We start from the raw sequence: 24,713 nt of genomic DNA on the forward strand, positions 1-24,713 counted from the left end.
TCAGCCGACGGCGGTACCGATGAATGAGCCCAGTACGAAGGTAACCCCGGCGGCCGCTCCGCCCAACAGGAGCTGCCGGATTCCGCTGTACCACCACGAGCGGGCCGTCACCCGCGCCACCGCGGCTCCGCAGCCGAAGAGCCCGATCAGCGCCAGGATGACCGCGGGCCACAACGCCGTGGCGCCCAGCAGATACGGCAGCACCGGCAGCAGCGCGCCGAGCGCGAACGATACGAACGAGGAGCCGGCCGCCACCAGCGGCGACGGCAGGTCCGTCGGGTCGATGCCCAGTTCCTCACGGGCGTGTATCTCCAGCGCCTGCTCCGGGTCATGCGACATCTGCCGGGCGACCTCGAGCGCCAGGGCGGGCTCCACGCCCCGCGAGACATACAGCGCGGCCAGCTCCCGCAGCTCGTCCTTGGGGTGCCGGTGCAGTTCCAGCCGTTCGATGGCCAGTTCCGCCTCGACCAGCTCGCGCTGCGAGGCCACCGAGGTGTACTCCCCCGCCGCCATCGAGAACGCACCGGCCGCCAGCCCCGCCAGCCCGGTGACCACGATCACCTTCGTGTCGACGGCGCCGCCCGCGACACCGGTCATCAGCGCGAGATTCGAGACCAGCCCGTCCATCGCCCCGAACACCGCGGGGCGCAGCCAGCCGCCGCTGACATCGCGGTGGGTGTGGTGCGCGACGTGGTACGGCGCGGTCTTCTCGTCGGTCCCGACGGCCGTCGACATGATCTTGGTGCTCCCTTCAACCGGCGCACGCGCCCCGGTTCCCTCCCTGCGAACACCTCGAAGGTACGCGCGAATTCCGGCCCGTTCCAGCTAGGAAAGGCTGTCCTATCTGCGGAAACACCGCGGCCGCCCGACTCGGGAGAGCACGGCGGCCGCGGGAGGAAAAGGACAGTCAGGACGATTTGGACGCCTCGGCGTCATCGTTCGCGGAGTCCTTGGTCAGGGAGTCCTTCGTCAGGGAGTCCGCGGCCTCGGCGCTCTTGGCGTCCTTGAGGTCCGGGTTTTCGGCGTCCGCGTCCTTGGCCTCGGAGTCGTTGGTTCCGGAGTCCTTGGTCCCGGAGTCCTTGCTTCCGGAGTCCTTGCCGGCTTCGGCGGCAGCCCCCGCGGCCGGTTCCACCACGGCCTCGCGGCCGGGACGCAGCCGCGCCGACAGCACCATGTAGACCACCGCGCCGATGAAGACGACGATCGCGGTCCAGTCGTTCAGGCGCAGGCCCAGGATGTGGTGGGCGTCGTCGACGCGCATGGACTCGATCCAGAAGCGGCCCACACAGTACGCGGCGACATACAGCGCGAAGGCCCGGCCGTGTCCGAGCCGGAACCTGCGGTCGGCCCAGATCACGAGCAGCGCGACACCGATGCACCACAGCGACTCGTACAGGAACGTCGGGTGGTACGTACCGCCCGGGTGGGTGTCGGTCGCGTTGATCTTCAGCGCCCATGGCACATCGGTCGCGCGTCCGTACAGCTCCTGGTTGAACCAGTTGCCCCAGCGGCCGCACGCCTGTGCCAGCGCGATGCCCGGCGCGAGGGCGTCCGCCCAGGCGGGCAGCGGGATGCCCCGGCGGTGGCAGCCGATCCAGGCGCCGACCGCGCCGAGCGCGATCGCGCCCCAGATACCGAGGCCGCCCTCCCAGATCTTGAACGCGTTGACCCAGTTCTTGCCGGCACCGAAGTACAGCTCGTAGTCGGTGATGACGTGGTAGAGCCGGCCGCCGACGAGGCCGAAGGGCACCGCCCACACGGCGATGTCCGCGACCGTCCCCTTCTGGCCGCCGCGGGCCAGCCATCGCTTGTTTCCGAGCCAGACGGCTACGAAGACGCCGATGATGATGCAGAACGCGTAGCCGCGCAGCGGGATGGGTCCGAGGTACACCACACCGCTGGACGGACTGGGAATGAAAGCAAGGATCTCCATAGCAGGGCCGACGCTACCGTGCCGGGCAGGCGGTGTGGCAACCAGCCCGGCTACGGACGCGTAACGGCCTCGCCGTCACGATGCGGTCGGGATGCCTTCGTGATGCGGTCGCAGTGCGGTCATGATGCGATCAGCCGGCTGTCAGGGCGTGGGGGCGGGTGTGACGGTGCCCGGTTTCTTCCCCTTGCCGGCCGCGGCGACCTGCTGCTTGAGCGTCTCCGGGGTCAGCGGGTTGGCCTGGTCCCCGTAGACGCTCTTTCCGTTGAGCAGGATGGTCGGGGTGGAGCTGAATCCGGAGCTGCTGAAGGCGGCTGCCGACTTCTTGATCCAGCCGTCGTACGTGCCGTTGGTGACGCATCCGGTGAAGACGTCGGTCTTCAGCCCCGGCACCTTGTCGGCGAGCTGCAGCAGGTACTTCTTGTCGCCGAACTTGTCCTGCCGCTCGTCCGGCTGATTCGCGTAGAGAACGTCGTGGAAGGCCCGGAATTTGCCCGCGTCCTGCGCGCAGGCGGCGGCGTTGCCCGCGTTCAGCGAGCCGGTCCCGCCCAGGTTGCCGTCGATGATCGTCACCAGGTGGTAGTCGGCCTTCAGCCGGCCGGTGTCCTCGAGGGAGTGGACGGTGTCGCGGAAGGTCTTCTCGAACATGCCGCAGCCGGGGCAGCGGAAGTCCTCGTAGACGGTCAGTGTGGACGGCGCGTCGGCCGCGCCGGTGGGAATGACGAGCTTGTCGCCGCCGGTCGCGCCCTTGGGGATCGCCACTGGTTTGGCCGGTTCGCTCTTGTGGTTGGCCACCAACGCGGCCGCCACCCCGGCAATCGCCAGGACAACGACGGCGGCCCCACCGACCATCAGTGTCCTCTTGCGCTTGTCGCGCGCCTTGTCCTTCTCGCGCTGTTCATGCATCGCCTCACGGGCGGTGCGCTTTCCCTCACGGTTCTTCTGGCTCACACCCCTGGACAACGAACCGGGGAGGCACAGCTGCGCCTCCCCGGTCCTGATTCGCCCTAACGGGTTACCTACCGGTCCTGCGGGAGCGCCTGTGTACGAGCCGGGACCAGCTGCGTACGTGTGCGGACACCCGCCGCCAGCTCGCCGGCCAGCTCGCGCACGCCGGCCAGACCGGTCTCCAGGTCCGGCGCGTCCAGCAGCCGCTTGACGAACGCGGAGCCGACGATGACGCCGTCCGCGAAGGCCGCGACCTCGGCGGCCTGCGCGGGGTTGGAGACGCCCAGGCCGACACAGACCGGCAGGTCCGTGGTCGCGCGGGTACGGCGTACGAGGTCGGCCGCCTGCTCGCCGACGCTCACCCGGGTGCCGGTGACGCCCATCAGCGACGCCGCGTAGACGAATCCGGTGCCCACCGCGGTGATCTTGGCGAGCCGCTCGTCACGGCTGCTCGGCGCGACCACGAAGACGGTGGCCAGACCGTGCAGCCCGGCGGCCTTGCGCCACACCTCGGACTCCTCGACCGGCAGGTCCGGCAGGATGCAGCCCGCACCGCCCGCCTCGGCGAGATCGGCGGCGAACCGCTCGGCGCCGTACCGGTCGACCGGGTTCCAGTACGTCATGACCAGCACCGGCGCGCCGGTGGCGGCATGCGCCTCGCGGACGGTGCGCAGCACGTCCTTGATCCTGACGCCGCCGCGCAGCGCGATGTCGTCGGCGGTCTGGATGACCGGTCCGTCGAGCACCGGGTCGCTGTGCGGCAGGCCGATCTCGACGACGTCGCAGCCGCCCTCCAGCATCGCCGTGACAGCCGCGATGCCACCGTCGATCGTCGGGAAACCGGCCGGGAGATAGCCGACCAGCGCGGCCCGGTTCTCGGCCTTCGCCTTCGCGAGGGCCGCGTTCAACAGCGTGACGTTGCCGCTCACTTGGCTTCCTCCTCATACAGGCCGAAGTAACGGGCCGCGGTGTCCATGTCCTTGTCGCCGCGCCCGGAGAGGTTCACCAGGAGCAGGCCCTCCGGGCCCAGCTCGCGGCCGATCTCCAGCGCCCCGGCGAGCGCGTGGGCGCTCTCGATCGCCGGGATGATGCCCTCGGTCCGCGACAGCAGCCGCATCGCCTGCATCGCGGCGTCATCGGTGACCGCGCGGTATTCGGCGCGTCCGGTGTCCTTGAGGTAGGAGTGCTCCGGGCCGACACCCGGGTAGTCGAGTCCTGCCGAGATCGAGTACGGCTCGGTGATCTGCCCCTCGTCGTCCTGCAGGACGTAGGAACGCGAGCCGTGCAGGATGCCGGGCTCGCCCTGGCTGAGGGTGGCGGCGTGCTCGCCGGTCTCCACACCGTGCCCGGCGGGCTCGCAGCCGACCAGCCGCACCCCCGTGTCGGGGAGGAAGGCGTGGAAGAGCCCGATGGCGTTCGATCCGCCGCCGACACAGGCCACGGCGACGTCCGGGAGCCGCCCCGCGCGTTCCAGGATCTGCCGGCGGGCCTCGACGCCGATCACCCGGTGGAAGTCGCGGACCAGCGCCGGGAAGGGGTGCGGTCCTGCCACCGTGCCGAAGAGGTAGTGGGTGCGGTCGACGTTGGCGACCCAGTCGCGGAACGCCTCGTTGATGGCGTCCTTGAGCGTGCGGCTGCCGGACGTCACGGAGATGACCTCGGCGCCGAGCATCCGCATGCGCGCGACGTTCAGCGCCTGGCGCTGGGTGTCGACCTCGCCCATGTAGATGGTGCATTCGAGGCCGAAGAGCGCGCAGGCGGTCGCGGTCGCGACGCCGTGCTGGCCCGCGCCGGTCTCGGCGATGACGCGGGTCTTGCCCATCCGCTTGGTGAGCAGCGCCTGGCCCAGCACATTGTTGATCTTGTGCGAGCCGGTGTGGTTGAGGTCCTCGCGCTTGAGGAACACCCGGGCACCGCCGGCGTGCTCGGCGAACCGCGCCACCTCGGTGAGCGCGCTGGGCCGGCCGGTGTAGTTGACCATCAGGTCGTTCAGCTCGGCGGCGAAGGCCGGATCGGTCTTGGCCTTCTCGTACTCGGCGGCGACCTCGTCCACGGCGGCGACGAGCGCCTCCGGAATGAACTTGCCGCCGAACGCGCCGAAGTAGCCTTCGGCGCTGGGGACCAGGCCCTCGGGGTCTGGAATGAAGAAGTCATCGGACATGCCGGGCTCCTATGGGGGCACGCGGCCCCCAGAGTCTCGCGTGATGAATACGTACGGGTCGGATCATCTGCGACGGCCGGGCCCTCGCCGGGCGGGCCGGAGGCCGGCCGGGTCACTGCCCGGGCGGGCCGTGGGCCGGCCGGGCACTGCCGGTGCAGTTGCCCGGGCCGTGAAGAGGCCGGGCGTGCGGTCAGGCGGCGCGGGTTGCCGTCGCGGGGACGGCGCGCCATCGGCGCCCGTTCACCTGGCCCGGCTCACAGCCGATGACGTACCGGACGCGGCGTCCGAGAACGCGCCGCGCGGGCGCCCGGCAGCCGCGCGGGCGACAGCCGCGGAGCAGCGGTGCGTGGGTGTCGAGACCGTAAGCCGCCGACCCTGCAAGCGGCACACCGGCGCGGACCCGGCCGCGGACGCCTCGTTCCGGCGCACAGCCGATGACGTACCGGACACGGCGCCCGAGAACGCGCCGCGAGGGCACCCGGCGCCGGAGGTGGATGACGGCCACGGGGTGTCTCAGTTCCGGCCGAAGCGGAGGGCCGGGTGGGCGCCGGCGGCCACGAGGTCGGCGACGGCCGCCCGCGGGTCCTTGCCGGTCACCAGGGACTCGCCGACCAGAACGGCGTCGGCGCCGTCGTTGGCGTACGCGATGAGGTCGTGCGGGCCGCGGACGCCGGACTCGGCGATCTTCACGATGTGGTCGGGGATCTCCGGCGCGATGCGCGCGAAGTTGCCCCGGTCGACCTCGAGGGTCTTGAGGTTGCGGGCGTTGACTCCGATGATGCGGGCGCCGGCGTCGACCGCGCGGGCGGCCTCTTCCTCGTCGTGCACCTCGACGATCGGGGTGAGCCCGATCGACTGGGCGCGCTCGATGAGCGAGACCAGCGCGTCCTGCTCCAGGGCGGCGACGATCAGCAGGGCGAGGTCGGCGCCGTAGGCCCGCGCCTCCCACAGCTGGTACGCGGTGACGATGAAGTCCTTGCGGAGCACCGGGATGTCGACCTTGGCGCGGACGGCCTCCAGGTCGGCCAGCGAGCCGCCGAACTTGCGCTGCTCGGTGAGGACGCTGATGACCGCGGCGCCACCCGCCTCGTAGTCGGCGGCGAGGCCGGCCGGGTCGGCGATGGCCGCCAGCGCGCCCTTGGAGGGGCTGGAGCGCTTGACCTCGCAGATGACCTTGACGCTGTCACCGCGCAGTGCGGCGACGCCGTCCTTCGCTTCGCGTGCCTTGGCGGCCCGCTCCTTGAGCTCGTCGAGGGAGACCTGCGCCTGCCGATCGGCGAGGTCGGCGCGGACTCCGTCGATGATCTCGTCGAGCACACTCACGCGAGCGGTCCCCTTCCGGGCTGGGTAGTGAAGCACGGTCCGTACACCGAAACGATCAAGCCAGTAAATGTCCTCTTCGGCTCACTGATGGTATCCGGCCGAGGGCGGAGGGCGCGCATCCGGTCGATCCCGGTCCCACTACCTGGACAAATCAGGCTACCGGGGGTAGCCGGCGCGCCTTCGGGGCACCGGTCCCGCGGCCGCTCGGGGATACCTGGCCGGATAGGGCCGCTGACCAGCGTGTCGACCCGTGGGCACCCGTGGCTACCCGTGCCGGCGGGCGTCCGGCGGGTGCCGGCCCGGCCGGGAGGGCAGTGGCCCTAAGGGGCGAGCGCCGATCCGAACGGCAGGTTACGGGCGACGCTGAAGATCAGCACCACCGTGCCGATCGCCCACCAGTACGCGGGCCGCAGCCGGATCTCGAACGTGCGGCCGCGCAGCGTGCGCGACAGCCACACGGCCCATACCGCGGCGAAGACCACGTAGCCGATCACGGCCACCGCGTTGAGGCCGAGGGCCGCGCCGAAGTCGCCGTGCGCGACCGCGTAGGCGCTGCGCAGCCCGCCGCAGCCGGGGCAGTAGATCCCGGTGTATCGCAGCAGCGGGCAGGTCGGGTAGTGGCCGGGGCTGTTCGGGTCGACCAATCCGACGTACGCGAACGCGGCGGCCACTCCCCCCAGCACGCCGAGCGGCACAGCGGCCCGCCGCATCCGGCCGGCGAGCGTCGCGGGCCCGGACGGCGGCGCGGCCCCGTCCCCGTATCCCGGCGCGCGCTGCGAAGCGTGCTGCGGCGCGGCGGTGGCGGTCGGCGGCGCGGTGGTCGGGTTGTCGGTCACGTGGCTGATTGTGCCCGCTCACGTACGAAGGCGCAGCCCCTGATCGTCCGGGGCCGCGCCTTGGTGTGTCCGCCGGTGCCGCGGTGCGGGAGATCAGCCGGTGACGGTCTTCCGGGGCTGGCCCAGGCCCATCGCGCGCATCACGAGACCGACGGCTCCGCCGAGCAGGACCACGACCAGACCCGCCCAGAAGCCCATCGGCTCGGCCAGCACCATGAAGGCACCCGAGACGCAGAATCCGATGAACGCGATTATGACGCCGGTCCAGGCGGCAAGGGTGTGGCCGTGGTTGGTGCCCGCCATGAGTGCTCCCAGGTGTTCTCGGTCGGGGAAGTTATCCGCATCGATTGTTGCGCCTACATTCTTGCGCGTTCCCGGAGGTGGTCGTGCACGGGGGTGCGGCGCGCCGGGTGCCGGGTCCGCCAGGTCAGCCCCGGATCAGCCCCGGGTCAGCCCCGGGTCGGGTCCTCGCCGCGGTCGAGGGCCTTCCACAGCTCCTCGGGGCGTTCGGGGTCCGGGGCGGCCCGCTGCGCCTTCCGGGCCGGCAGCCCGGTGGCCCCGTCGCGGTCGTAGCGGTTGGACATCCCCGGCCAGTGGCGGCTACGCAGCAGGGCGAGCGCTCCGGCGGCCAGCAGGAGCACGCCGCCCGCGGCGGCGGCCAGCGGCCACCCGGTGGAGCCCTTGCCGACCGCGCTCGTGCTGGACAGGTGGGTGGCGGCCGTGGCGGCGGCGTCCAGAGCGGCGGTGTCGCCGCCGGCGAGGGAGGCGATCACGATGCCCGCGCCGCACAGCGCGAGCAGCCCGGAGACCACGACGCGGCCGGTGCGGCGGACGGCGAACACGGCGACCAGCGCGGCGAGGCCGACGAGCGCCAGCGCGCCGGGCACCGAGGTGACCTCATTGCCGGAGACGTCGATCGGCAGCGAGCCGTCGGAGGACCTGGCGATCCCGTGGGCCCAGGTCTTGCCCGCCGCTAGCAGGACGACGGCGGCGCCGGCCACCCCGAGCAGCAGCGCGGCGGCCAGGCTGCGGCGGCCCGCCGCGCGGGCGGGCGCGGTCGGTTCGGCCCCGGCCGGGGCGGTGGCCGGGATCGGGGTCGGGTCCGGGGCAGGGGTCGGGTCCTGGGCCGGAGCCTGGGTCTCGGCCGGGGTCGGCGCGGATTCTTCGGCGGGGCGGGGCTGGGGCACGGCAGTCACGTAGACCACTATCGCGCGTCGGCCCGGGGGCGGCGCAGGCGGGGGACCGATCAGGGACAGACCACCACGAGTCGCTTTCATGCACCGGCCAGGCCATGAGTGAGCAAGTTTTCGCCCAAGCGATCGCCGCCGAAAGCAAAGCGGAGGTAGAGACTCCGTCTGCCGTCTTGTTGACGTGCGCTCGTCAGAATACGTTCGCCGCCGATCCCCTTGCGATCATCTCGCGCGCGCGAGATCAACGCACCCCGCACAGCCCCCGGTTTACCCCCACAGGAGGCAGCACGTTGCGCACAACCCTCTCTCCGGCGGCGCTCAGGCGCTCCGGACTCTCCCTCACCGCCATCGCAGGGCTGGCACTGGCGGGCTTCGCCATCGCCCCGTCCGCCGACGCGACCGCTCCTGCCGCCACCCACGTCGACCAGGCCGTCCGCACGGCCCGGGCCTGCGCGACGCCCAAGGCCGGCCAGATGGCCTGCAAGGCGCTCCGCGTCACCAGCGGCACCGTGCACGCCGCCAACGCCCGGGGCATCACCATCACACCCAACGCGGCCGCCGCCACCCCCACCGGTTACGGCCCGAGTGATCTGCAGACGGCCTACGGGCTGACCTCGGCGGCGGCGTCCAACGGCGCCGGGCGCACGATCGCGATCGTCGACGCCTACAACGACCCGAACGCCGAGTCCGACCTCGCCGTCTACCGCTCGCACTACGGCCTGCCGGCCTGCACCGCCGCCAACGGCTGCTTCACGAAGGTCAGTCAGACCGGCAGCACCACCGCACTGCCCACCTCCGACGCCGGCTGGTCGGAGGAGATATCCCTCGACCTCGACATGGCCAGCGCCATCTGCCCCCAGTGCAACATCCTGCTCGTCGAGGCCAAGAGCTCCTCGATGGCCAACCTCGGCACCGCGGTGAACCGCGCGGTCACCATGGGCGCGAAGTACGTCTCCAACAGCTACGGCGGCTCGGAGTCCTCCTCCGACACCTCGTACGACAGCAAGTACTTCAACCACCCGGGCGTCGCGATCACGGTCAGCGCCGGTGACTCCGGCTACGGCGCCGAGTACCCCGCCGCCTCCAAGTACGTGACCTCGGTCGGCGGCACCGCCCTCAAGACCTCTTCCACCACCCGCGGTTGGACCGAGACCGTCTGGTCCACCAGCAGCACCGAGGGCACCGGCTCCGGCTGCTCCGCCTACGACGCCAAACAGTCCTGGCAGAAGGACACCGGCTGCGCCAAGCGGACCGTCGCCGACGTCTCGGCGGTCGCCGACCCGGCCACCGGCGTCGCGATCTACGACTCCTACGGGATCGCCGCCGGTTACTACACCTTCGGTGGCACCAGCGCCTCGGCACCGATCATCGCGGGCGTGTACGCCCTGGCCGGCACCCCGTCGTCCGGCTCGTACCCGACCTCGTTCCCGTACGCCCACACCTCGGCGCTCAACGATGTGACGAGCGGCTCCAACGGCAGCTGCTCGGGCACGTACCTGTGCACCGCCACGACCGGCTACGACGGCCCGACGGGACTTGGTACCCCGAACGGCGTCTCGGCCTTCACGGGCTGACGGCCCCATAGCAGGGGCGGGCGGGGCGGCCTGGCGGGCCGCCCCGCCTTCACCCGTTCGTGCCCCTGCCCGCGTTCGCGTCCCTGCCCGCGGCCGTGCCCCTGCTCGCGGCCGTGTTCGTGTGCAGCCGGCTCGCGGTGGCCACCGCGCGCAGCACCGCCGCCGCCTTGTTGCGGCATTCGGTGTCCTCGGCGACCGGGTCCGAGTCGGCGACGACCCCCGCGCCCGCCTGGACGTACGCCATACCGTCGCGCAGCAGCGCGGTACGGATGGCGATCGCGGTGTCGGAGTCCCCGGCGAAGTCCAGATAGCCGACGCAGCCGCCGTACAGACCGCGCCGGACCGGCTCCAGTTCATCGATGATCTGCATCGCGCGCGGCTTGGGGGCGCCCGAGAGCGTGCCGGCCGGGAAGCAGGCCGTCAGCACGTCGAAGGCGCTGCGGCCGTCGGCCACCCGCCCGGTGACGGTCGAGACGATGTGCATGACGTGGCTGTAGCGCTCGACCGACATGAAGTCCACGACCTCGACGCTGCCCGGCTCGCACACCCGCCCCAGGTCGTTGCGGCCCAGGTCCACCAGCATCAGGTGCTCGGCGCGCTCCTTCGGGTCCGCCAGCAGTTCCTCGGCGAGCGCCGTGTCCTCCTGCGGGGTCGCGCCGCGCGGCCGGGTGCCGGCGATCGGGTGCACCATCGCCCGGCCGTCCTCGACCTTCACCAGCGCCTCGGGGCTTGAGCCCACGACGTCGAAGCCGTCGAAGCGGAACAGGTACATGTACGGGCTCGGGTTCGTCGCCCGCAGCACCCGGTACACATCCAGCGCGCTCGCCGGGCACGGCGTCTCGAACCGCTGCGAGGGCACCACCTGGAACGCCTCGCCCGCCCGGATCCGCTCCTTGATGTCCTCGACCGCGGCCTGGTAGGCCGCCCCGCCCCAGCGCCCGGTGAACTCCGGCAGCTCGGAGGCCGGCAGCTCGACGGCCGCCGACTCGGCCGGCCGGGCCAGGTCCGCGGCCATCGCGTCCAGCCGGGCGACGGCGTCGGCGTACGCCTCGTCGATACCGGTGGCCAGATCGTTGTGGTTGATCGCGTTCGCGATCAGCAGCACGCTGCCGTCCCAGTGGTCCAGCACCGCCAGGTCCGAGGTCAGCAGCATCGTCAGCTCGGGCAGCCGCAGCTCGTCCTCGCCGTGCTCGCCGATCTTCTCCAGGCGCCGCACGATGTCGTAGCCGAGGTACCCGACCATCCCGCCGGTGAACGGCGGCAGCCCGCCCTCCCCGTGCAGGTCGCGCGGGGTGTGCAGCGCCTCCACGGTCACCCGCAGCGCCTCCAGCGGATCACCCCCGGCCGGCACCCCGACCGGCGGTGTCCCCAGCCAGTGCGCCTCCCCGTCGCGCTCGGTCAGCGTCGCGGCGCTGTGCACGCCCACGAACGAGTACCGCGACCACGAGCGGCCGTTCTCCGCCGACTCCAGCAGGAACGTCCCCGTACGCTCGCCGGCGAGCTTCCGGTACAGCCCCACCGGGGTATCGCCGTCCGCCAACAGCCGTCGGCTGACCGGGATCACCCGGCGGTCCTCCGCGAGCTTGCGGAACGTTTCAAGGTCGGGCGCGACAGTAGCGGTGGTCATGGCGGCAGCGTAATGGGCCGGGGGCGGGCCGCGCCCGCTCAACCCCGCAGACCGGGCCGTACGTAGCAGGGTTCGACATCGGCGAGGATGACCTCGCGCAGGTCGTCGGGGACATCGCCGAGGGCCACGATCTGCATCGGGTCGGCCAGGGCGATGTCGGCCGCGGCGGCCACCATCGCGTCCGCGGCCGCGGTGTCGGCCCCCGGCACGCCGTCGACCTCGTACACCACCAGGATCTTCTCCCGGGCGTCCGCGACCCGGTAGCGCGTGAGGTACAGCCGCCGCACCGCGGCCATGGCCTCGATCCGCGGCAGTGCGGCGGCCAGCAGCCGGGGCTGCGGGTCCGCGCCCGCCTTGACCTTGATGTACGCGCCGGCCGGGAACGGCAGGCCCGCCGCGATCACCACATCGCGCTCCTCCGCGGCCACCAGGACCGGCGAGGCGGCGCGCGGATTGATGATCAGCCCGGCCGCCCGCGGCAGTTGGGCGAGCAGTTCCGGAACGGTGATCTGGAACAGCCGGTAGCCCTCGGGCAGATCACGCCGGATCTCCTCCGGGTCCGTGTACGCGACCGCGCACAGCGACCCGGAGACGTCCGTGTAGAGCGGTTCCTCGCCGTGCTCACCCGTCCGCACGCCGATCAGCACGATGCTGTCGGCCAGGCGGTAGATCAGCGGTGAGACTTCGATCGGTTGCCGGCTCATGTCCGGTTGCTGATTCATGTCCGGTTGCTGGCTCATCGCCGGTTGCTCGCTCATAGCTCGATTTCCGCGTTGACGGCGGGCAGGTCCGCGGGCAGCGGTGCCTCGATGCCCATCAGGTTCAGCTGGTCGCCCATGGACATCCTGACTCCGCCGGATCCGTCCCGGATCGAGGTGCGCATGCGGGTTCTCCCGCGTGCCGGAGGCCGCGATCCGCACCCGGCCGTCGTCCGGCGCCCCGGCGCCCATCGGCTCGGTGCTCATCGGCTCGGCGCCGTGAGCTGGGAGCCGTAGACCGAACCCCGGGTGATACCGCCGACGATGGTGGTGCCGCCCTGGGCGGTGGCCGCGGTCTGGTTGTTGGTCAGGATCGGCGATCCGGACGGCAGGTCGAAGTTGTGCAACGGGATGTTCTGCCCGGGGCCGACGGTGGCGATGCCGTTCGGGGCGACCGGCAGGACGTTGCCGCTGCGGTCGATGACCGAGATGGCGCCGGAGTCGATGTGCGACATCACGTCGGGGACGAAGTACTGGGGCAGGCCGCCCCCTCCGAACTGCGGGTTGGCGTTCGCGTAGGCGCCGGCCGCCGGCACGTCGGAGTTGAAGTGCAGGGTGACGCCCTCGGTCCGGTACTCGTGGTGGATGTACGCGTTGCGGTCGGAGGGTCCCACCTGGACTCCCTTGCTGATCTCGGCGGAGTCGCCGCCCAGCGAGGCCATGGTCCCCTCGGGCCTCGCGAATCCGGTGCTGCGCGGGTGCAGCGCCTCGGCGTTGGTGCCGGCCGGGATGACGGTGTCGTGCCACACGTCGATACCCGGGTAGCCTCCCGATCCCTGCCAGGCGCGCGCTCCCTGGGACGGCACCTTCGACGCCGCCTGCGTGCCGCCACGCCAGCCCTGGAGTCCCTCGGAAAGGCTGGACCGGAACGAGCCGAAGAGTCCCGCCCCGTCGCCGAAACCGGCCCCGAAGCCGGTCAGCGCGCCGGAGGCCCCGTACCGCGGCTCGGTGGCCATCGACGTCAGCTTGCCCAGCGCGGTGAACGGCAGTGCGCGCAGCAGTCCCGGGATGGCCGAACGGCCCTTCCACAGGGCCATCGAGCCGGTGCCGAGGCCCTTGATCGCTCCCCATCCGGCGCCCAGGAGATGGCTGCCCACGCCGAGCAGCCCCTCGGCGGCGAACGCCCCCCTTCAGCGCGCCCAGCGAGGTGAGGCCCTTCGTCAGGGGAATGCAGCTCAGCGCCGCCAGGGCCACATCCCACAGGGATGCCTTCCCTTGGGTGTATTTGACCAGGGTGTCCGCGAGCACCAGCAGCGCCGCCGCGAAGACGATCCACGCGATCGGGCCGCCGATGATGAGCGCGATGATGCCGCCGACCGCGACCACGATCTTCGCGACGACGATGAGGCCGTGCCACGCCTTGGCGGCGAGATCCCCGAGCTTGTGCCAGAACGAGTCCGGCGGGATGCCTGCGCCGGCGGCCTCGTGCAACGACCTGCTCGCGGTGTCCGCGGCGGTGTTGCGCAGCTCCGCCGCCTGTCCCGCGAGCCGCTTGGCGGCATCCAGTTGCGCCTGGGGACCGCTGAGCTGCGACTGCAGGGAGGTGACCTGGCCCTGCGCGGCGGTGTGCTTGCGGGCCTGCTCCTTGACCTGGCCGGGGTCGGGCGGGGTGACCGCCTTGTCCAGCGCCGTGAGCGAGCCGTCGGCGGAGACGAGCTGCGCGTGCAGGCTCTTCACCTGGTCGTACACCTGGCGGCCCTGGGAGAGTGCCCGGTCCGCCTGGCTCTGCGCCGAGTCGAGGGACGTCGCGTACGTGTCCAGCGCGTCGGCGGCCATGTGGTGGGAGTGCGCGACCTTGTCGAGCTGACCGGGGAACTTGCCGATCGCTTCCTTGAAGACATCTCCGGCGGCGCCGACCCACGTCATCGTCGCGTGGTCCCCGGCGAGGGCCCGTACGTTCCGCGACGCGGCCTCCGCGTCGTCGGCGATCCGGCGCGTGGTGGTGGCGCCGTCTTGGCGCTGAGCGGCGCGAGCAGCGGGGACAGCCGGTCCTGGGCGTCGCTGCTCGCGTCGGCCGGCCCGGCGACAAAGGAGACGGTGTGACGCACGCGGGCAGCAGGCCGTCCGCGACCGATTCCGCCATCACCGCGCAGTAGACCGCGCCCGCGTTCCAGGCGGCCGCCGCCTGGTTGCGCAGCAGCCGGACGATGTCGGAGCGGCGCTCACGCAGCTCGGGCAGATCGGTGAGGCGCCGGCTGACGAGGTCGGCAGCCGAGGCGGCACGGGTAGCGGGGCGGACGTCGGCCTCGAACCAACTGCCGGGTACGCGCAAGGTGTATCCGGCGCCCGTGTCGAACGCGGGACCACTCATTGCGGCGCCTTGGTGCCGTCGCGCAGCTGCTTGGCGAGATCCTCGTCGACCTTGGTGTAGGCCTTCACCGCCTCGGTGACCATGGAGGACAGGACGCCGGCCGTGTTCTCGACATGGCCGCGACCGTCGCGCCAGCGCTTCTCGAAGTGGTGCATCGCGTCGCGGACCCGGCCGTCACCGTAGTCGGAGTCGGGAATCGATCACTGAATGGCTGGATTCGAGCCCCTGCTTGATCCGGGTGAGCTGGCCGGTGAACGCGTCCAGTGCCCCCAGGTCGTATCCCAGGTCCGTCATCGAACCTCCCGATCAATCCGCGGACCGACAGCTTGCCACAGCGCTCAAGACTGTTCTCGGCCAGGTCGGAAGTGCCCCCGGGACCGGTCCGTGGACCGGATCGGTGGCGCGGATCGGTGCGGCGGATCGGTGGCGCGGATCTGCGGGGCGGATTCGCGGGTCAGCGGCCCATCGGCAGCGGGCCGGCGTCGAAGCAGGTGCGGTCGCCGGTGTGACAGGCGGCGCCGGTCTGGTCGACCTTGACGAGCAGGGTGTCGCCGTCGCAGTCGAGTGCTACGGACTTGACGTGCTGGACGTGGCCGGAGGTGTCGCCCTTGACCCAGTACTCTCGCCGGCTGCGGCTCCAGTACGTGCAGCGGCCGGTGGTGAGGGTGCGGTGCAGGGCCTCGTCGTCCATCCAGCCGAGCATGAGCACCTCGCCGGTGTCGTACTGCTGGGCGATGGCGGGGACGAGGCCGTCCGCGGTGCGCTTGAGGCGGGCGGCGACGGCCGGGTCGAGCGGGGACGCGGGAGACGGAGTGGCGATGTCGGGCATGCCTTCTATTGTGCCGCTGATCTTCCCCGACCTCGTGCCGCCGGTCTTCCCACCCTCCCGTGGCCCAGAAAAGGTCTGATAAGAGGCAAACGCGGCGAGTGAGGCGCCCTTGCTCTTCGAGTTGCTCGCTGTTATCACCCGTATGGGGCATCCTTCGTGCATGGGTTTTCCTCCGCCTCCGCCGAACGGTCCCCCGCCACCAGGGCAAGGTGGCGGCTTCGGTCCGCCGCAGAACTTTGGTCCTCCGACGCCACCCCCTCCGCCGGGTGACGGCGGCTACGGGTATCCGCAAGGCGGCCAGGGCGGTTACGGGTATCCGCAAGGCGGCCAAGGCGGCCAGGGTGGCTACGGCCCGCCCGGTCCTCCCGGCCCGCCGGTGCCTCCGGGCGGTTACGGCTATCCCGGTGGCGGCGGCCCGTACCCGCCGCCTCCGCCCGGTGGCGGGAACAACGGCCCGCGCAACGCGGCGATCGCGATCGGCGCGGTGGTCGTCGTCGGGGCGATCATCACCGGCATCGTCCTGGCCACCAGCGGCGGCAGCGACAAGAAGCCGGACGCGAAGAACAGCACCAGTTCGTCCTTCTCGCCGACCCCGCTGCCCTCGGTCACCGTGCCGACCGATCTGCCGAGCATCACCATTCCGACCGACCTGCCGACGTCGAGTACTCCCAGCGCGAGCCCGAGCCAGGACCTGGTGCCGTACGTAGTGCTCCAGCCCGGCAAGTGCTTCGACCACCCGGGCCTGGACAGCAGCGTGTCCGTCGTCACGACCCGCTCGTGCAGTTCGCCGCACGACGGCGAGGTCGTCGCGAACGAGACCCTGACGGGCACCTTCAACACCGAGACCGAACTGCAGACCAAGGTGCTGAAGCTGTGCGAGCCGGACGCCAAGAAGCGTCTCGGCAGCATCCCGGCCGACGGGAAGACGTACTACTACTACGCGCTCTACCCCTCGCTCATGACGTACCAGATCCAGAAGCGGGACACGATCTCCTGTTCCCTGACCCTCAGCAACAAGGTCAACGGAAAGAAGCTCACCCAGGCCCTGCCGTAGCCGTGCGGCGAGGAGTGGACCTAACCTGTCGTCATGTCGACTCATGCGCAGCGTGAACGTCTGCTCCTCGCCGATCTGCTGGAGAGCTCGGGGCCGGGCGCCCCGACCCTGTGCGACGGCTGGACCACGCGTGATCTGGCCGCGCATATCGTCGTCCGCGAACGCCGCAGCGACGCGGCCGCCGGAATACTGATCCCGCAGCTCGCGGCCCGGCTGGAGCGGGTGCGGCAGGAGTACGCGCTCAAGCCGTACGAGGAGCTCGTCCAGCTCATCCGCACCGGGCCGCCGCGGATGTCGCCGTTCGCCCTCAAGCAGATCGACGAGGCGGCCAACACCGTCGAGTACTTCGTCCACTCCGAGGACATCCGCCGCGCCCAGCCCGAGTGGATCCCCCGCGAGCTGGACAGCGTCTTCTCCGACACCCTGTGGAAGCGGCTGGAGCGGATGGCCCGGGTGGCCGGCCGCCGGTCCCCGGTCGGGCTGGTGCTGCGCCGCCCCGACGGCCAGACAGCCGTCGCCCACAAGGGCACCCCGGTCGTGACGGTCACCGGCGAGCCGGGCGAGCTGACCATGTTCGCCCTCGGCCGCCAGGACGCGGCGCGCGTCGAGACGGACGGCGACAAGGCCGCGGTGACGAAGGTGTACGAGACGAAGCTCGGCCTGTAACCGGACGGCCCCCGAAATCCCCCGTCACCGTCCCCGTGCGGCCTCCAGCAGGATGCGGCGGAGTTCGCGGGCGGCGCGAGGTGGGGAGACGTCGCTGCGGTGGGCGACGGAGATGATGCGGTGCAGCCCCGGGGCGGCGAACGGGGTGACCCGCAGGCCCGAGCGCTCGGCGACCATGCTGGGGACCACGGCCAGGCCGAGACCGGCCCGGACGAAGCCGAGTACCGCGTCCATCTCGCCGCCCTCCACGGAGAAGGCCGGCTCGAACCCGGCCGCACGGCAGGCGGCGAGGGTGTGCTCCCGCAGGTCGTAGCCGCGACGGAACATCACCATCGGACGGCCGCGCAGATCCTCGATGCGCAGGCTCTTGCGGCGGACGGGCGCGGGGGCGGCCGGGGACGAGACCGCGACCAGTTCCTCGCGCAGGAGTTCCTCGGTGGCCAGGGCCGGGGCCTGGCCGGGCAGCGGGGTGATGATCAAGGCGAGGTCCAGCTCCCCGGCGGCCAGCACCCGGACGAGATCCTGCGAGCCGTCCTCATGGACGACCAGGTCGACGCCCGGATACCGCCGGTGGAAGTCCCGCAGGACATCGGGCACCAGGCTGGCGCACAGACTCGGCGGTGCCCCGAGCCGTACCCGGCCGCGCCGGAGCTGGGCCACCTCCTGGACCTCACGGCGCGCGGTCTCGGCGTCGGCCAGGATGCGGCGGGCCAGCGGCAGCAGCGCCTCCCCCGCGTCGGTGAGGGTGATGTGGCCGCGGGCGCGGTGGAACAGCTCAGCGCCCAGCCCCCGTTCCAGGGCCCGGATCTGCTGTGACAGCGAGGGCTGGGCCACATGGACGCTCTCGGCGGCGCGGGTGAAGTGCCGGTGGTCCGCGACGGCGGCGAAGTACTCGAGCTGGTGGAGCTGCATCACCCCAGCCTAGACCTCACCATAGTCACTGACTATCGAAAGCAGCCGCATCATGTCTTGGACACATGGAAACGCCCGGCCTAACGTCCTTGTCCATGGCACTGGCGACACGTACGGACCGACGACCGTCCCCCGCGGCGACGCTGTGGCGCTCGACCGTCGGCAAGAAGGCGGTCATGGCCGCCACCGGCGTGGCGATGCTGCTGTTCCTCGTCGGGCACATGGTCGGCAATCTGAAGATCTTCTTCGGCGCCCCAGACTTCAACGGCTACGCGGCCTGGCTGCGCACCATCGGCGAGCCGGTGCTGCATTACGGCTGGTTCCTGTGGCTGATGCGGGTGGGCCTGGTGGCGGCCGTCGTGCTGCACGGCGTCGCCGCGTACCAGCTCAGCCGGCGGGACCGGGCCGCCAGGCCCGCCAAGTACGCCCACCGGCGACGGCGCGCGAGTTACGCCACCCGCACCATGCGCTGGGGCGGGGTGATCCTCGCGCTGTTCATCGTCTGGCACATCCTGGACCTGACGACGCTGACGGTAAATCCGCGCGGCCAGGCGCACCACCCCTACGAGAACATCGTCGCGGACTTCCGCACCTGGTACGCCGACGTCGTCTACATCGTGGCGATGCTCGCGCTCGGTCTGCACATCCGGCACGGCTTCTGGAGCGCCGCCCAGACCCTCGGCGCCAACAACGCCCGCCGCGACCGGGCGCTCAAGGCCGCGGCCAATGCCCTGGCGCTCATCCTGACCTGCGGATTCATCGCCGTCCCCGTCGCCGTCATGACTGGAGTCGTGAGCTGACATGACCGACTGCACCCGCTACTCCACCGGCGAGCCGATCGCCGACACCCGGGCCCCCGAAGGCCCGATCGCCGACCGCTGGGACCGCCGCCGCTTCGAGGCGAAGCTGGTCAGCCCGGCCAACCGCCGCCGGCACAGCGTCATTGTCGTCGGCACCGGCCTGGCCGGCGGCGCCGCCGGTGCCACCCTGGCCGAACAGGGCTACCACGTCGTGCAGTTCTGCTACCAGGACTCGCCCCGCCGGGCCCACTCCATCGCCGCCCAGGGCGGCATCAACGCCGCCAAGAACTACCGCAACGACGGCGACTCGGTCCACCGGCTCTTCTACGACACCGTCAAGGGCGGCGACTTCCGCGCCCGCGAGTCCAATGTGCACCGGCTCGCGCAGGTGTCGGTGGAGATCATCGACCAGTGCGTGGCCCAGGGCGTCCCCTTCGCCCGCGAGTACGGCGGCCTGCTCGACACCCGCTCCTTCGGCGGCGTCCAGGTGTCCCGTACCTTCTACGCCCGCGGCCAGACCGGCCAGCAGTTGCTGCTCGGCGCCTACCAGGCGCTCACCCGGCAGATCGCGGCCGGCACCGTGGAGATGCACGCCCGCACCGAGATGCTCGACCTGATCGTGATCGACGGCCGGGCGCGCGGCATCGTCGCCCGCGACCTGGTCACCGGGCGGATCGACACCTATCTCGCGGACGCGGTCGTGCTCGCCTCTGGCGGCTACGGCAATGTCTTCCATCTCTCGACGAACGCCAAGAACTCCAACGCCACCGCGATCTGGCGCGCCCACCGGCGCGGCGCGTACTTCGCCAATCCCTGCTTCACCCAGATCCATCCCACCTGCATCCCGCGCTCCGGCGATCACCAGTCCAAGCTGACGCTGATGAGCGAGTCGCTGCGCAACGACGGCCGTATCTGGGTCCCGAAGGTCCCAGGCGACAAGCGCCCGCCGAACACGGTTCCCGAGGACGAGCGGGACTACTACCTGGAGCGGATCTACCCGGCGTTCGGCAATCTGGTGCCCCGCGACATCGCTTCGCGCGCCGCCAAGAACGTCTGCGACGAAGGGCGCGGCGTCGGACCCGGCGGGCAGGGCGTCTATCTGGACTTCGCCGACGCCATCGCCCGGATGGGCCGCGCGGCGGTGGAGGAGAAGTACGGCAACCTCTTCGAGATGTACGCGCGGATCACCGCGGAGGACCCGTACACGGCGCCGATGCGCATCTATCCCGCGATCCACTACACGATGGGCGGCCTGTGGGTCGACTACGACCTGCAGACCACCGTGCCCGGCCTCTTCGCCATCGGCGAGGCCAACTTCTCCGACCACGGTGCCAACCGGCTCGGTGCCAGCGCGCTCATGCAGGGCCTGGCCGACGGCTACTTCGTCCTGCCGGCCACCCTCAGCGACTATCTGGCCGGTCATCCGCACACCGAGGTCCCCGCCGGACACCCGGCGGTGGCCGAGGCGGTCGCCGGCACCGAGGACCGGCTGCGGATGCTGCTCGCCGTCGACGGCGACCGCACCCCCGAGTCGTTCCACCGCGAGCTGGGCGAGCTGCTGTGGGACGAGTGCGGCATGGCCCGTACCGGGACCGGACTGCGCAAGGCCCTCGACCGCATTCCGCAGCTGCGCGACGAGTTCTGGCGCCGCGTCAAGGTCCCGGGAACCGGCGCGGACCTCAACCAGTCCCTGGAGCAGGCCAATCGCATCGCCGACCATCTGGAACTCGCCGAGCTGATGTGCCTGGACGCCCTGCACCGCGCCGAGTCGTGCGGCGGCCACTTCCGCGAGGAGAGCCAGACCCCGGACAGCGAGGCCGCCCGCGACGACGAGTCCTTCGCGTACGCCGCCGCCTGGGAGTTCACCGGCACCGGCAAATCACCCGTTCTACATAAAGAACATCTGATATTCGAGTATGTTCACCCTACCCAACGGAGCTACGCGTAACGGGTTTTCCGCATGAAAGCGGGGTTTTTCAGCATCTGTACTGAGACCCACCATTACCAGCACCAGCCATCAACTACAAGGAGGTGACCTTGATGGCTACGTTCCGCGTAGGACGGAAGACCGACCGGGCTGTGCTTCCTCAGCAGCTCGCTCTCGAATTCGCGTCAGCAGACACCCCCGGGAACAGGGACGAAACGGGGCGCGAACGTCAAGCGGCAAGCAGCCGTGCGGCATCCGGCGCGGGACATGTGCGAGGGGAGACGTCCAGCAGTGCACCTGCCGCCGGGCGCGTCACCCCGGACCCGTCGGTCCGGGAGCAGGGCCGTAAAGCCCACCCCGCCGTGTTCGTCCTGGACAAGCACGGCATCCCGTTGCAACCCACCACCCCGGCCAGGGCCCGCGAACTCCTCACACAGGGCCGGGCAAGACTGCGCCGACCCCTCCGCTTGAAGCTGGGGAATCGCGCGCAAGGAGATTCCCATGAACCTGACCCTGCGCATCTGGCGGCAGACCGGCCCCGACGAGCCGGGCCGGATGACCACCTACGACGTCACCGGCATCTCCCCCGACATGTCGTTCCTGGAGATGCTCGACCACCTCAACGAGGAACTGATCCTCGCGGGCGATGAGCCCGTCGCCTTCGACCACGACTGCCGCGAAGGCATCTGCGGCGCCTGCGGCATGGTCATCAACGGCCGGGCGCACGGCCCCGAGCGGACCACCACCTGCCAGCTCCACATGCGGCACTTCGAGGACGGCGACACCATCGACGTGGAGCCGTGGCGCGCCGCCGCCTTCCCGGTGGTGAAGGATCTCGTCGTCGACCGTTCCGCCTTCGACCGCATCATCGGCTCCGGCGGCTACATCACCGCCCCCACCGGCAGTGCCCCCGAGGCGCACGCCACCGCGGTGCCCAAGCCGGTCGCCGACACCGCCTTCGAGAACGCCGGGTGCATCGGCTGCGGCGCCTGCGTGGCGGCCTGCCCGAACGGCTCGGCGATGCTCTTCACCTCCGCCAAGGTCGTCCACCTCAACGTGCTTCCGCAGGGCGCCCCCGAGCGCGAGTCGCGGGTGCTGTCCATGGTCGGGACCATGGACGCCGAGGGCTTCGGCGGCTGCACCAACACCGGCGAATGCGCCACGGCCTGCCCCAAGGGCATCCCGCTGCCGTCCATCGCGGCGACGAACCGCGAGTGGCTGCGAGCCGTCAGCAAGGGCCGCTGAGGGATTGGTACTGCGGAGGTCCGCCGGGCGGGCCTGGGAAGTCAAGCCCGCCCGGCGGTTGAGGGCATCGTCAGCGGACGGGGTGCCCGGCCTCGCGCAGCGCGTTCTTGACGTCGCCGATCCGCAGGTCGCCGAAGTGGAAGACCGAGGCCGCCAGCACGGCGTCGGCGCCGGCCGCCACCGCCGGGGCGAAGTCGGCGAGCCGGCCGGCCCCGCCGGAGGCGATGACGGGGACGGTGACGTGCTTGCGGACGGCCTCGATCATGCCGAGGTCGTAGCCGTCCTTGGTGCCGTCGGCGTCCATCGAGTTGAGGAGGATCTCCCCCGCGCCCAGTTCCGCGGCGCGGTGTGCCCACTCGACGGCGTCCATGCCGGTGCCGCGGCGGCCGCCGTGGGTGGTGACCTCGAAGCCGCCGGACGCGTCGCGCCGGGCGTCCACGGACAGCACGAGCACCTGCCGGCCGAACCGCTCGGCGATCTCCCGGATGAGGTCGGGGCGGGCGATGGCGGCGGTGTTGACGCCGACCTTGTCCGCGCCCGCGCGCAGCAGCTTGTCGACATCGTCGGCGGTGCGGACGCCGCCTCCGACGGTGAGCGGGATGAAGACCTGCTCGGCGGTGCGGCGCACCACGTCGTAGGTGGTCTCGCGGTCACCGGAGGAGGCGGTGATGTCGAGGAAGGTGAGCTCGTCGGCGCCTTCGGCGTCGTAGAGCCTGGCCATCTCGACAGGGTCGCCGGCATCGCGCAGGTTCTGGAAGTTGACGCCCTTGACGACGCGGCCGTTGTCCACGTCGAGGCAGGGGATGACTCGGACCGCGAGGGTCATTCAGGGGCTCCTCGGAAGGCTTCTACCTCGACCTCGACGAGCACCCGCGAGTCGACGAACCCGGAGACCACGACCATGGTCGCGGCCGGGCGCACATCGCCGAACAGCTCCTTGTGGGCGCGGCCGACATCGTCCGCGTCGCGGGCGTGGCTGAGGTACATACGGGTGCGGATGACGCTCTCGGCCCCGATGCCGAATGGCTCCAGCGCCGCGATCGCGTTGCCGAAGGCGAGGATGGCCTGTTCGTACGGGCTGCCCTCACCGCGCACCACGCCGCCGACCAGTGGCATGGTGCCCGCGACGATCACCCGGTCCCCGGCCCCGACCGCGCGGGCGAAGCCCATGGTCTCTTCCCAGGGGCTGTAGTCGGACTGCATACGCCGCACTGCGGGGGATTCGGTCATCGTACGGTTCCGATCACGATGTGGCCTCCAAGGCCTCTTCCAAGGTGAACGCCTTGGCGTAAAGGGCCTTGCCCACGATGGCGCCTTCGACACCTTCGGGTACCAACATGGCGATCGCCCGCAGGTCGTCGAGGGACGAGACACCGCCGGACGCGACGACGGGCCGGTCCGTGGCGGCGCACACGTTCTTCAGCAGTTCCAGGTTCGGGCCCTGGAGGGTGCCGTCCTTGGCGATGTCGGTGACGACGTAGCGGGCGCATCCTTCGGCGTCGAGGCGGGTGAGCGTCTCGAACAGGTCGCCGCCGTCACGGGTCCAGCCGCGGCCGCGCAGGGTGGTGCCGTGTACGTCCAGGCCGACGGCGATCTTGTCGCCGTGCTCGGCGATGACCTTGGCGACCCATGCGGGCGTCTCCAGGGCGGCGGTGCCGAGGTTGACGCGGGTGCAGCCGGTCGCCAGCGCCGCCGCGAGGGTCTCGTCGTCACGGATGCCGCCGGACAGCTCGACCTTGATGTCCATGGAGCGGGCGACCTCGGCGATCCGCGCCCGGTTGTCACCGGTGCCGAAGGCCGCGTCCAGGTCCACCAGATGCAGCCACTCGGCGCCTGCCTGCTGCCAGGCGAGGGCGGCGGCCAGCGGGTCGCCGTAGGACGTCTCGGAGCCGGACTCGCCATGGACGAGGCGGACGGCCTGGCCGTCGCGGACGTCGACGGCGGGAAGGAGTTCGAGGCGGTTCGTAGCCATGGGGTGTGACGTCCTAGAGGTTGTCGAGCCAGTTGGTCAGCAGTTGGGCACCGGCGTCGCCGGACTTCTCGGGGTGGAACTGGGTGGCCCACAGCGGGCCGTTCTCCACAGCGGCGACGAACGGTTCGCCGTGGGTGGCCCAGGTGACGCGGGGGGACCGGATGTGGGCGTTGGTGACCTCCAGCTCCCACTCGCGTACCGCGTAGGAGTGCACGAAGTAGAAGCGGGCGTCGGCGTCGAGGCCGGCGAACTGCCGGGTGTCCTCGGGCGCCTTGACCGTGTTCCAGCCCATGTGCGGGACGATGGGCGCGCGCAGCGGCTCGACCGTGCCGGGCCACTCGTCGCAGCCCTCGGTCTCGGTGCCGTGCTCCACGCCGCGCGCGAAGAGGATCTGCATGCCGACGCAGATGCCCATCACGGGCCGGCCGCCGGACAGCCGTCGGCCGATGATCCACTCACCGCGTACGGACTTCAGCCCGGCCATGCAGGCGGCGAACGCGCCGACGCCGGGCACCAGCAGCCCGTCGGCGTTCATGGCCCGGTCGAAGTCGCTGGTGATCTCGACATCGGCGCCAACGTGCGCGAGCGCGCGCTCCGCCGAGCGGACGTTGCCGAATCCGTAGTCGAGGACGACCACACTCTTGCTCATG

At 71.2% G+C, this 24,713-nt stretch carries 28 protein-coding genes and 1 pseudogene; 8 read left to right on the plus strand and 21 right to left on the minus strand.

The genetic code is table 11. From position 1 onward, the window contains the following. The 10 genes from QMK24_RS24065 to QMK24_RS24110 form a co-directional block, all read right to left on the minus strand. The gene (locus tag QMK24_RS24065; RefSeq protein WP_283468779.1) at positions 1-735 is read right to left on the minus strand and encodes a VIT1/CCC1 transporter family protein; all 735 of its coding nucleotides are present in this window, start codon (positions 733-735) and stop codon (positions 1-3) included. A gap of 172 nt (positions 736-907) precedes the next feature. Further along, positions 908-1,933, minus strand: coding sequence for a prolipoprotein diacylglyceryl transferase (lgt, locus tag QMK24_RS24070; protein WP_283468780.1), 1,026 nt, complete (start codon positions 1,931-1,933; stop codon positions 908-910). Positions 1,934-2,074: 141 nt separating this feature from the next. After that, complete coding sequence (locus QMK24_RS24075) at positions 2,075-2,881, minus strand: DsbA family protein (RefSeq protein ID WP_283468781.1); 807 nt, start codon at positions 2,879-2,881, stop codon at positions 2,075-2,077. Positions 2,882-2,949: 68 nt separating this feature from the next. Beyond that, positions 2,950-3,807: a tryptophan synthase subunit alpha gene (gene trpA / locus QMK24_RS24080; protein WP_283468783.1), complete on the minus strand. Its 858-nt coding sequence runs from the start codon at positions 3,805-3,807 to the stop codon at positions 2,950-2,952. Beyond that, positions 3,804-5,039: a tryptophan synthase subunit beta gene (trpB, locus tag QMK24_RS24085; RefSeq protein WP_283468784.1), complete on the minus strand. Its 1,236-nt coding sequence runs from the start codon at positions 5,037-5,039 to the stop codon at positions 3,804-3,806. The genes trpA and trpB overlap by 4 nt, the downstream gene beginning before the upstream one ends. A 190-nt stretch (positions 5,040-5,229) precedes the next feature. Then, on the minus strand, positions 5,230-5,427 hold the full coding sequence (gene trpM / locus QMK24_RS24090) for a tryptophan biosynthesis modulator TrpM (RefSeq protein WP_283468824.1): 198 nt from the start codon (positions 5,425-5,427) through the stop codon (positions 5,230-5,232). A gap of 125 nt (positions 5,428-5,552) precedes the next feature. After that, complete coding sequence (gene trpC, locus QMK24_RS24095; protein WP_283468785.1) at positions 5,553-6,362, minus strand: indole-3-glycerol phosphate synthase TrpC; 810 nt, start codon at positions 6,360-6,362, stop codon at positions 5,553-5,555. Between the two features lie 320 nt (positions 6,363-6,682). Further along, the gene (locus QMK24_RS24100; RefSeq protein WP_283468826.1) at positions 6,683-7,072 is read right to left on the minus strand and encodes a DUF2752 domain-containing protein; all 390 of its coding nucleotides are present in this window, start codon (positions 7,070-7,072) and stop codon (positions 6,683-6,685) included. Between the two features lie 219 nt (positions 7,073-7,291). Further along, a complete protein-coding gene (locus QMK24_RS24105; RefSeq protein ID WP_283468786.1) occupies positions 7,292-7,501 on the minus strand; it encodes an HGxxPAAW family protein in 210 nt (69 codons plus the stop codon). Positions 7,502-7,647: 146 nt separating this feature from the next. After that, positions 7,648-8,289: a TIGR02234 family membrane protein gene (locus QMK24_RS24110; protein WP_502989161.1), complete on the minus strand. Its 642-nt coding sequence runs from the start codon at positions 8,287-8,289 to the stop codon at positions 7,648-7,650. Positions 8,290-8,678: 389 nt separating this feature from the next. Here QMK24_RS24110 and QMK24_RS24115 point away from each other — a divergent pair, with 389 nt between their 5' ends. Then, positions 8,679-9,962 carry a S53 family peptidase gene (locus QMK24_RS24115; protein ID WP_283468788.1) on the plus strand — a complete coding sequence of 428 codons (1,284 nt, stop codon included), beginning with the start codon at positions 8,679-8,681 and terminating at the stop codon, positions 9,960-9,962. Between the two features lie 49 nt (positions 9,963-10,011). Here the strand turns inward: QMK24_RS24115 and QMK24_RS24120 are convergent, their stop codons facing one another. The 4 genes from QMK24_RS24120 to QMK24_RS24135 all read right to left on the minus strand — a co-directional run bounded on the left by QMK24_RS24120 (position 10,012) and on the right by QMK24_RS24135 (position 13,444). Continuing rightward, positions 10,012-11,589, minus strand: a complete 1,578-nt coding sequence (locus QMK24_RS24120) for an anthranilate synthase component I (protein WP_283468789.1) — start codon at positions 11,587-11,589, stop codon at positions 10,012-10,014. Between the two features lie 38 nt (positions 11,590-11,627). Then, positions 11,628-12,293, minus strand: a complete 666-nt coding sequence (locus QMK24_RS24125) for an enhanced serine sensitivity protein SseB C-terminal domain-containing protein (RefSeq protein WP_283468790.1) — start codon at positions 12,291-12,293, stop codon at positions 11,628-11,630. Positions 12,294-12,343: 50 nt separating this feature from the next. After that, positions 12,344-12,472: a hypothetical protein gene (locus QMK24_RS24130; protein WP_283468792.1), complete on the minus strand. Its 129-nt coding sequence runs from the start codon at positions 12,470-12,472 to the stop codon at positions 12,344-12,346. Positions 12,473-12,550: 78 nt separating this feature from the next. Beyond that, positions 12,551-13,444 carry a hypothetical protein gene (locus tag QMK24_RS24135; RefSeq protein WP_283468793.1) on the minus strand — a complete coding sequence of 298 codons (894 nt, stop codon included), beginning with the start codon at positions 13,442-13,444 and terminating at the stop codon, positions 12,551-12,553. 118 nt (positions 13,445-13,562) lie between these two features. Between QMK24_RS24135 and QMK24_RS24140 the strand changes: the two genes are divergently transcribed. Beyond that, positions 13,563-14,390 carry a hypothetical protein gene (locus QMK24_RS24140; protein WP_283468794.1) on the plus strand — a complete coding sequence of 276 codons (828 nt, stop codon included), beginning with the start codon at positions 13,563-13,565 and terminating at the stop codon, positions 14,388-14,390. A 264-nt stretch (positions 14,391-14,654) separates the two neighbouring features. Here the strand turns inward: QMK24_RS24140 and QMK24_RS24145 are convergent, their stop codons facing one another. Together QMK24_RS24145 and hisI are read right to left on the minus strand one after the other, a co-directional pair. Then, a complete protein-coding gene (locus QMK24_RS24145; RefSeq protein ID WP_283468795.1) occupies positions 14,655-14,813 on the minus strand; it encodes a hypothetical protein in 159 nt (52 codons plus the stop codon). Between the two features lie 299 nt (positions 14,814-15,112). Further along, a complete protein-coding gene (gene hisI / locus QMK24_RS24150; RefSeq protein ID WP_283468797.1) occupies positions 15,113-15,487 on the minus strand; it encodes a phosphoribosyl-AMP cyclohydrolase in 375 nt (124 codons plus the stop codon). 376 nt (positions 15,488-15,863) lie between these two features. On the opposite strand from hisI, the gene QMK24_RS24155 reads away from it, so the two are divergent. Together QMK24_RS24155 and QMK24_RS24160 are read left to right on the plus strand one after the other, a co-directional pair. Next, positions 15,864-16,541, plus strand: a complete 678-nt coding sequence (locus QMK24_RS24155; protein WP_283468798.1) for a hypothetical protein — start codon at positions 15,864-15,866, stop codon at positions 16,539-16,541. 33 nt (positions 16,542-16,574) lie between these two features. Further along, a complete protein-coding gene (locus QMK24_RS24160; protein WP_283468800.1) occupies positions 16,575-17,207 on the plus strand; it encodes a TIGR03085 family metal-binding protein in 633 nt (210 codons plus the stop codon). A 24-nt stretch (positions 17,208-17,231) separates the two neighbouring features. On the opposite strand, the gene QMK24_RS24165 is transcribed toward QMK24_RS24160, so the two are convergent. Next, on the minus strand, positions 17,232-18,119 hold the full coding sequence (locus QMK24_RS24165) for a LysR family transcriptional regulator (protein WP_283468801.1): 888 nt from the start codon (positions 18,117-18,119) through the stop codon (positions 17,232-17,234). A 95-nt stretch (positions 18,120-18,214) separates the two neighbouring features. Between QMK24_RS24165 and QMK24_RS24170 the strand changes: the two genes are divergently transcribed. The 4 genes and pseudogenes from QMK24_RS24170 (at position 18,215) to QMK24_RS24185 (ending at position 22,091) form a co-directional block, all read left to right on the plus strand. Further along, positions 18,215-18,919, plus strand: a complete 705-nt coding sequence (locus QMK24_RS24170) for a succinate dehydrogenase cytochrome b subunit (protein ID WP_283468802.1) — start codon at positions 18,215-18,217, stop codon at positions 18,917-18,919. A gap of 1 nt (position 18,920) precedes the next feature. After that, a complete protein-coding gene (locus QMK24_RS24175; protein WP_283468803.1) occupies positions 18,921-20,867 on the plus strand; it encodes a fumarate reductase/succinate dehydrogenase flavoprotein subunit in 1,947 nt (648 codons plus the stop codon). Positions 20,868-20,959: 92 nt separating this feature from the next. Continuing rightward, positions 20,960-21,310: pseudogene (locus QMK24_RS24180) on the plus strand (RRXRR domain-containing protein); the annotation flags it as partial. A 37-nt stretch (positions 21,311-21,347) separates the two neighbouring features. Then, the gene (locus QMK24_RS24185) at positions 21,348-22,091 is read left to right on the plus strand and encodes a succinate dehydrogenase/fumarate reductase iron-sulfur subunit (RefSeq protein WP_283468805.1); all 744 of its coding nucleotides are present in this window, start codon (positions 21,348-21,350) and stop codon (positions 22,089-22,091) included. A gap of 70 nt (positions 22,092-22,161) precedes the next feature. Here the strand turns inward: QMK24_RS24185 and hisF are convergent, their stop codons facing one another. The 4 genes from hisF to hisH are packed head-to-tail and all read right to left on the minus strand — an operon-like array spanning position 22,162 to position 24,712. After that, positions 22,162-22,917, minus strand: a complete 756-nt coding sequence (hisF, locus tag QMK24_RS24190) for an imidazole glycerol phosphate synthase subunit HisF (RefSeq protein ID WP_283468807.1) — start codon at positions 22,915-22,917, stop codon at positions 22,162-22,164. Next, positions 22,914-23,321, minus strand: a complete 408-nt coding sequence (locus QMK24_RS24195; RefSeq protein WP_283468808.1) for a RidA family protein — start codon at positions 23,319-23,321, stop codon at positions 22,914-22,916. The genes hisF and QMK24_RS24195 overlap by 4 nt, the downstream gene beginning before the upstream one ends. 13 nt (positions 23,322-23,334) lie before the next feature. After that, positions 23,335-24,063, minus strand: a complete 729-nt coding sequence (priA, locus tag QMK24_RS24200; protein ID WP_283468809.1) for a bifunctional 1-(5-phosphoribosyl)-5-((5-phosphoribosylamino)methylideneamino)imidazole-4-carboxamide isomerase/phosphoribosylanthranilate isomerase PriA — start codon at positions 24,061-24,063, stop codon at positions 23,335-23,337. A 13-nt stretch (positions 24,064-24,076) separates the two neighbouring features. Beyond that, entirely contained in the window at positions 24,077-24,712 is a 636-nt protein-coding gene (gene hisH / locus QMK24_RS24205) for an imidazole glycerol phosphate synthase subunit HisH (RefSeq protein ID WP_283468810.1), read from the minus strand. Position 24,713 lies beyond the last annotated feature (1 nt).

Origin of the sequence: Streptomyces sp. PH10-H1 (assembly GCF_030063355.1) — a bacterium.
Lineage (GTDB): Bacteria > Actinomycetota > Actinomycetes > Streptomycetales > Streptomycetaceae > Actinacidiphila.

What these genes read in the sequence shown, in the direction of transcription:
- QMK24_RS24065 (WP_283468779.1), bottom strand. Translation starts at nt 735, where the DNA reads ATGTCGACGGCCGTCGGGACCGACGAGAAGACCGCGCCGTACCACGTC.
- lgt (WP_283468780.1), bottom strand. Translation starts at nt 1,933, where the DNA reads ATGGAGATCCTTGCTTTCATTCCCAGTCCGTCCAGCGGTGTGGTGTAC.
- trpB (WP_283468784.1), bottom strand. Translation starts at nt 5,039, where the DNA reads ATGTCCGATGACTTCTTCATTCCAGACCCCGAGGGCCTGGTCCCCAGC.
- QMK24_RS24100 (WP_283468826.1), bottom strand. Translation starts at nt 7,072, where the DNA reads ATGCGGCGGGCCGCTGTGCCGCTCGGCGTGCTGGGGGGAGTGGCCGCC.
- QMK24_RS24105 (WP_283468786.1), bottom strand. Translation starts at nt 7,501, where the DNA reads ATGGCGGGCACCAACCACGGCCACACCCTTGCCGCCTGGACCGGCGTC.
- QMK24_RS24120 (WP_283468789.1), bottom strand. Translation starts at nt 11,589, where the DNA reads ATGACCACCGCTACTGTCGCGCCCGACCTTGAAACGTTCCGCAAGCTC.
- QMK24_RS24125 (WP_283468790.1), bottom strand. Translation starts at nt 12,293, where the DNA reads ATGAGCCGGCAACCGATCGAAGTCTCACCGCTGATCTACCGCCTGGCC.
- QMK24_RS24130 (WP_283468792.1), bottom strand. Translation starts at nt 12,472, where the DNA reads ATGCGCACCTCGATCCGGGACGGATCCGGCGGAGTCAGGATGTCCATG.
- QMK24_RS24145 (WP_283468795.1), bottom strand. Translation starts at nt 14,813, where the DNA reads ATGCACCACTTCGAGAAGCGCTGGCGCGACGGTCGCGGCCATGTCGAG.
- hisI (WP_283468797.1), bottom strand. Translation starts at nt 15,487, where the DNA reads ATGCCCGACATCGCCACTCCGTCTCCCGCGTCCCCGCTCGACCCGGCC.
- QMK24_RS24160 (WP_283468800.1), top strand. Translation starts at nt 16,575, where the DNA reads ATGTCGACTCATGCGCAGCGTGAACGTCTGCTCCTCGCCGATCTGCTG.
- QMK24_RS24165 (WP_283468801.1), bottom strand. Translation starts at nt 18,119, where the DNA reads ATGCAGCTCCACCAGCTCGAGTACTTCGCCGCCGTCGCGGACCACCGG.
- QMK24_RS24170 (WP_283468802.1), top strand. Translation starts at nt 18,215, where the DNA reads ATGGCACTGGCGACACGTACGGACCGACGACCGTCCCCCGCGGCGACG.
- QMK24_RS24175 (WP_283468803.1), top strand. Translation starts at nt 18,921, where the DNA reads ATGACCGACTGCACCCGCTACTCCACCGGCGAGCCGATCGCCGACACC.
- QMK24_RS24185 (WP_283468805.1), top strand. Translation starts at nt 21,348, where the DNA reads ATGAACCTGACCCTGCGCATCTGGCGGCAGACCGGCCCCGACGAGCCG.
- hisF (WP_283468807.1), bottom strand. Translation starts at nt 22,917, where the DNA reads ATGACCCTCGCGGTCCGAGTCATCCCCTGCCTCGACGTGGACAACGGC.
- QMK24_RS24195 (WP_283468808.1), bottom strand. Translation starts at nt 23,321, where the DNA reads ATGACCGAATCCCCCGCAGTGCGGCGTATGCAGTCCGACTACAGCCCC.
- priA (WP_283468809.1), bottom strand. Translation starts at nt 24,063, where the DNA reads ATGGCTACGAACCGCCTCGAACTCCTTCCCGCCGTCGACGTCCGCGAC.
- hisH (WP_283468810.1), bottom strand. Translation starts at nt 24,712, where the DNA reads ATGAGCAAGAGTGTGGTCGTCCTCGACTACGGATTCGGCAACGTCCGC.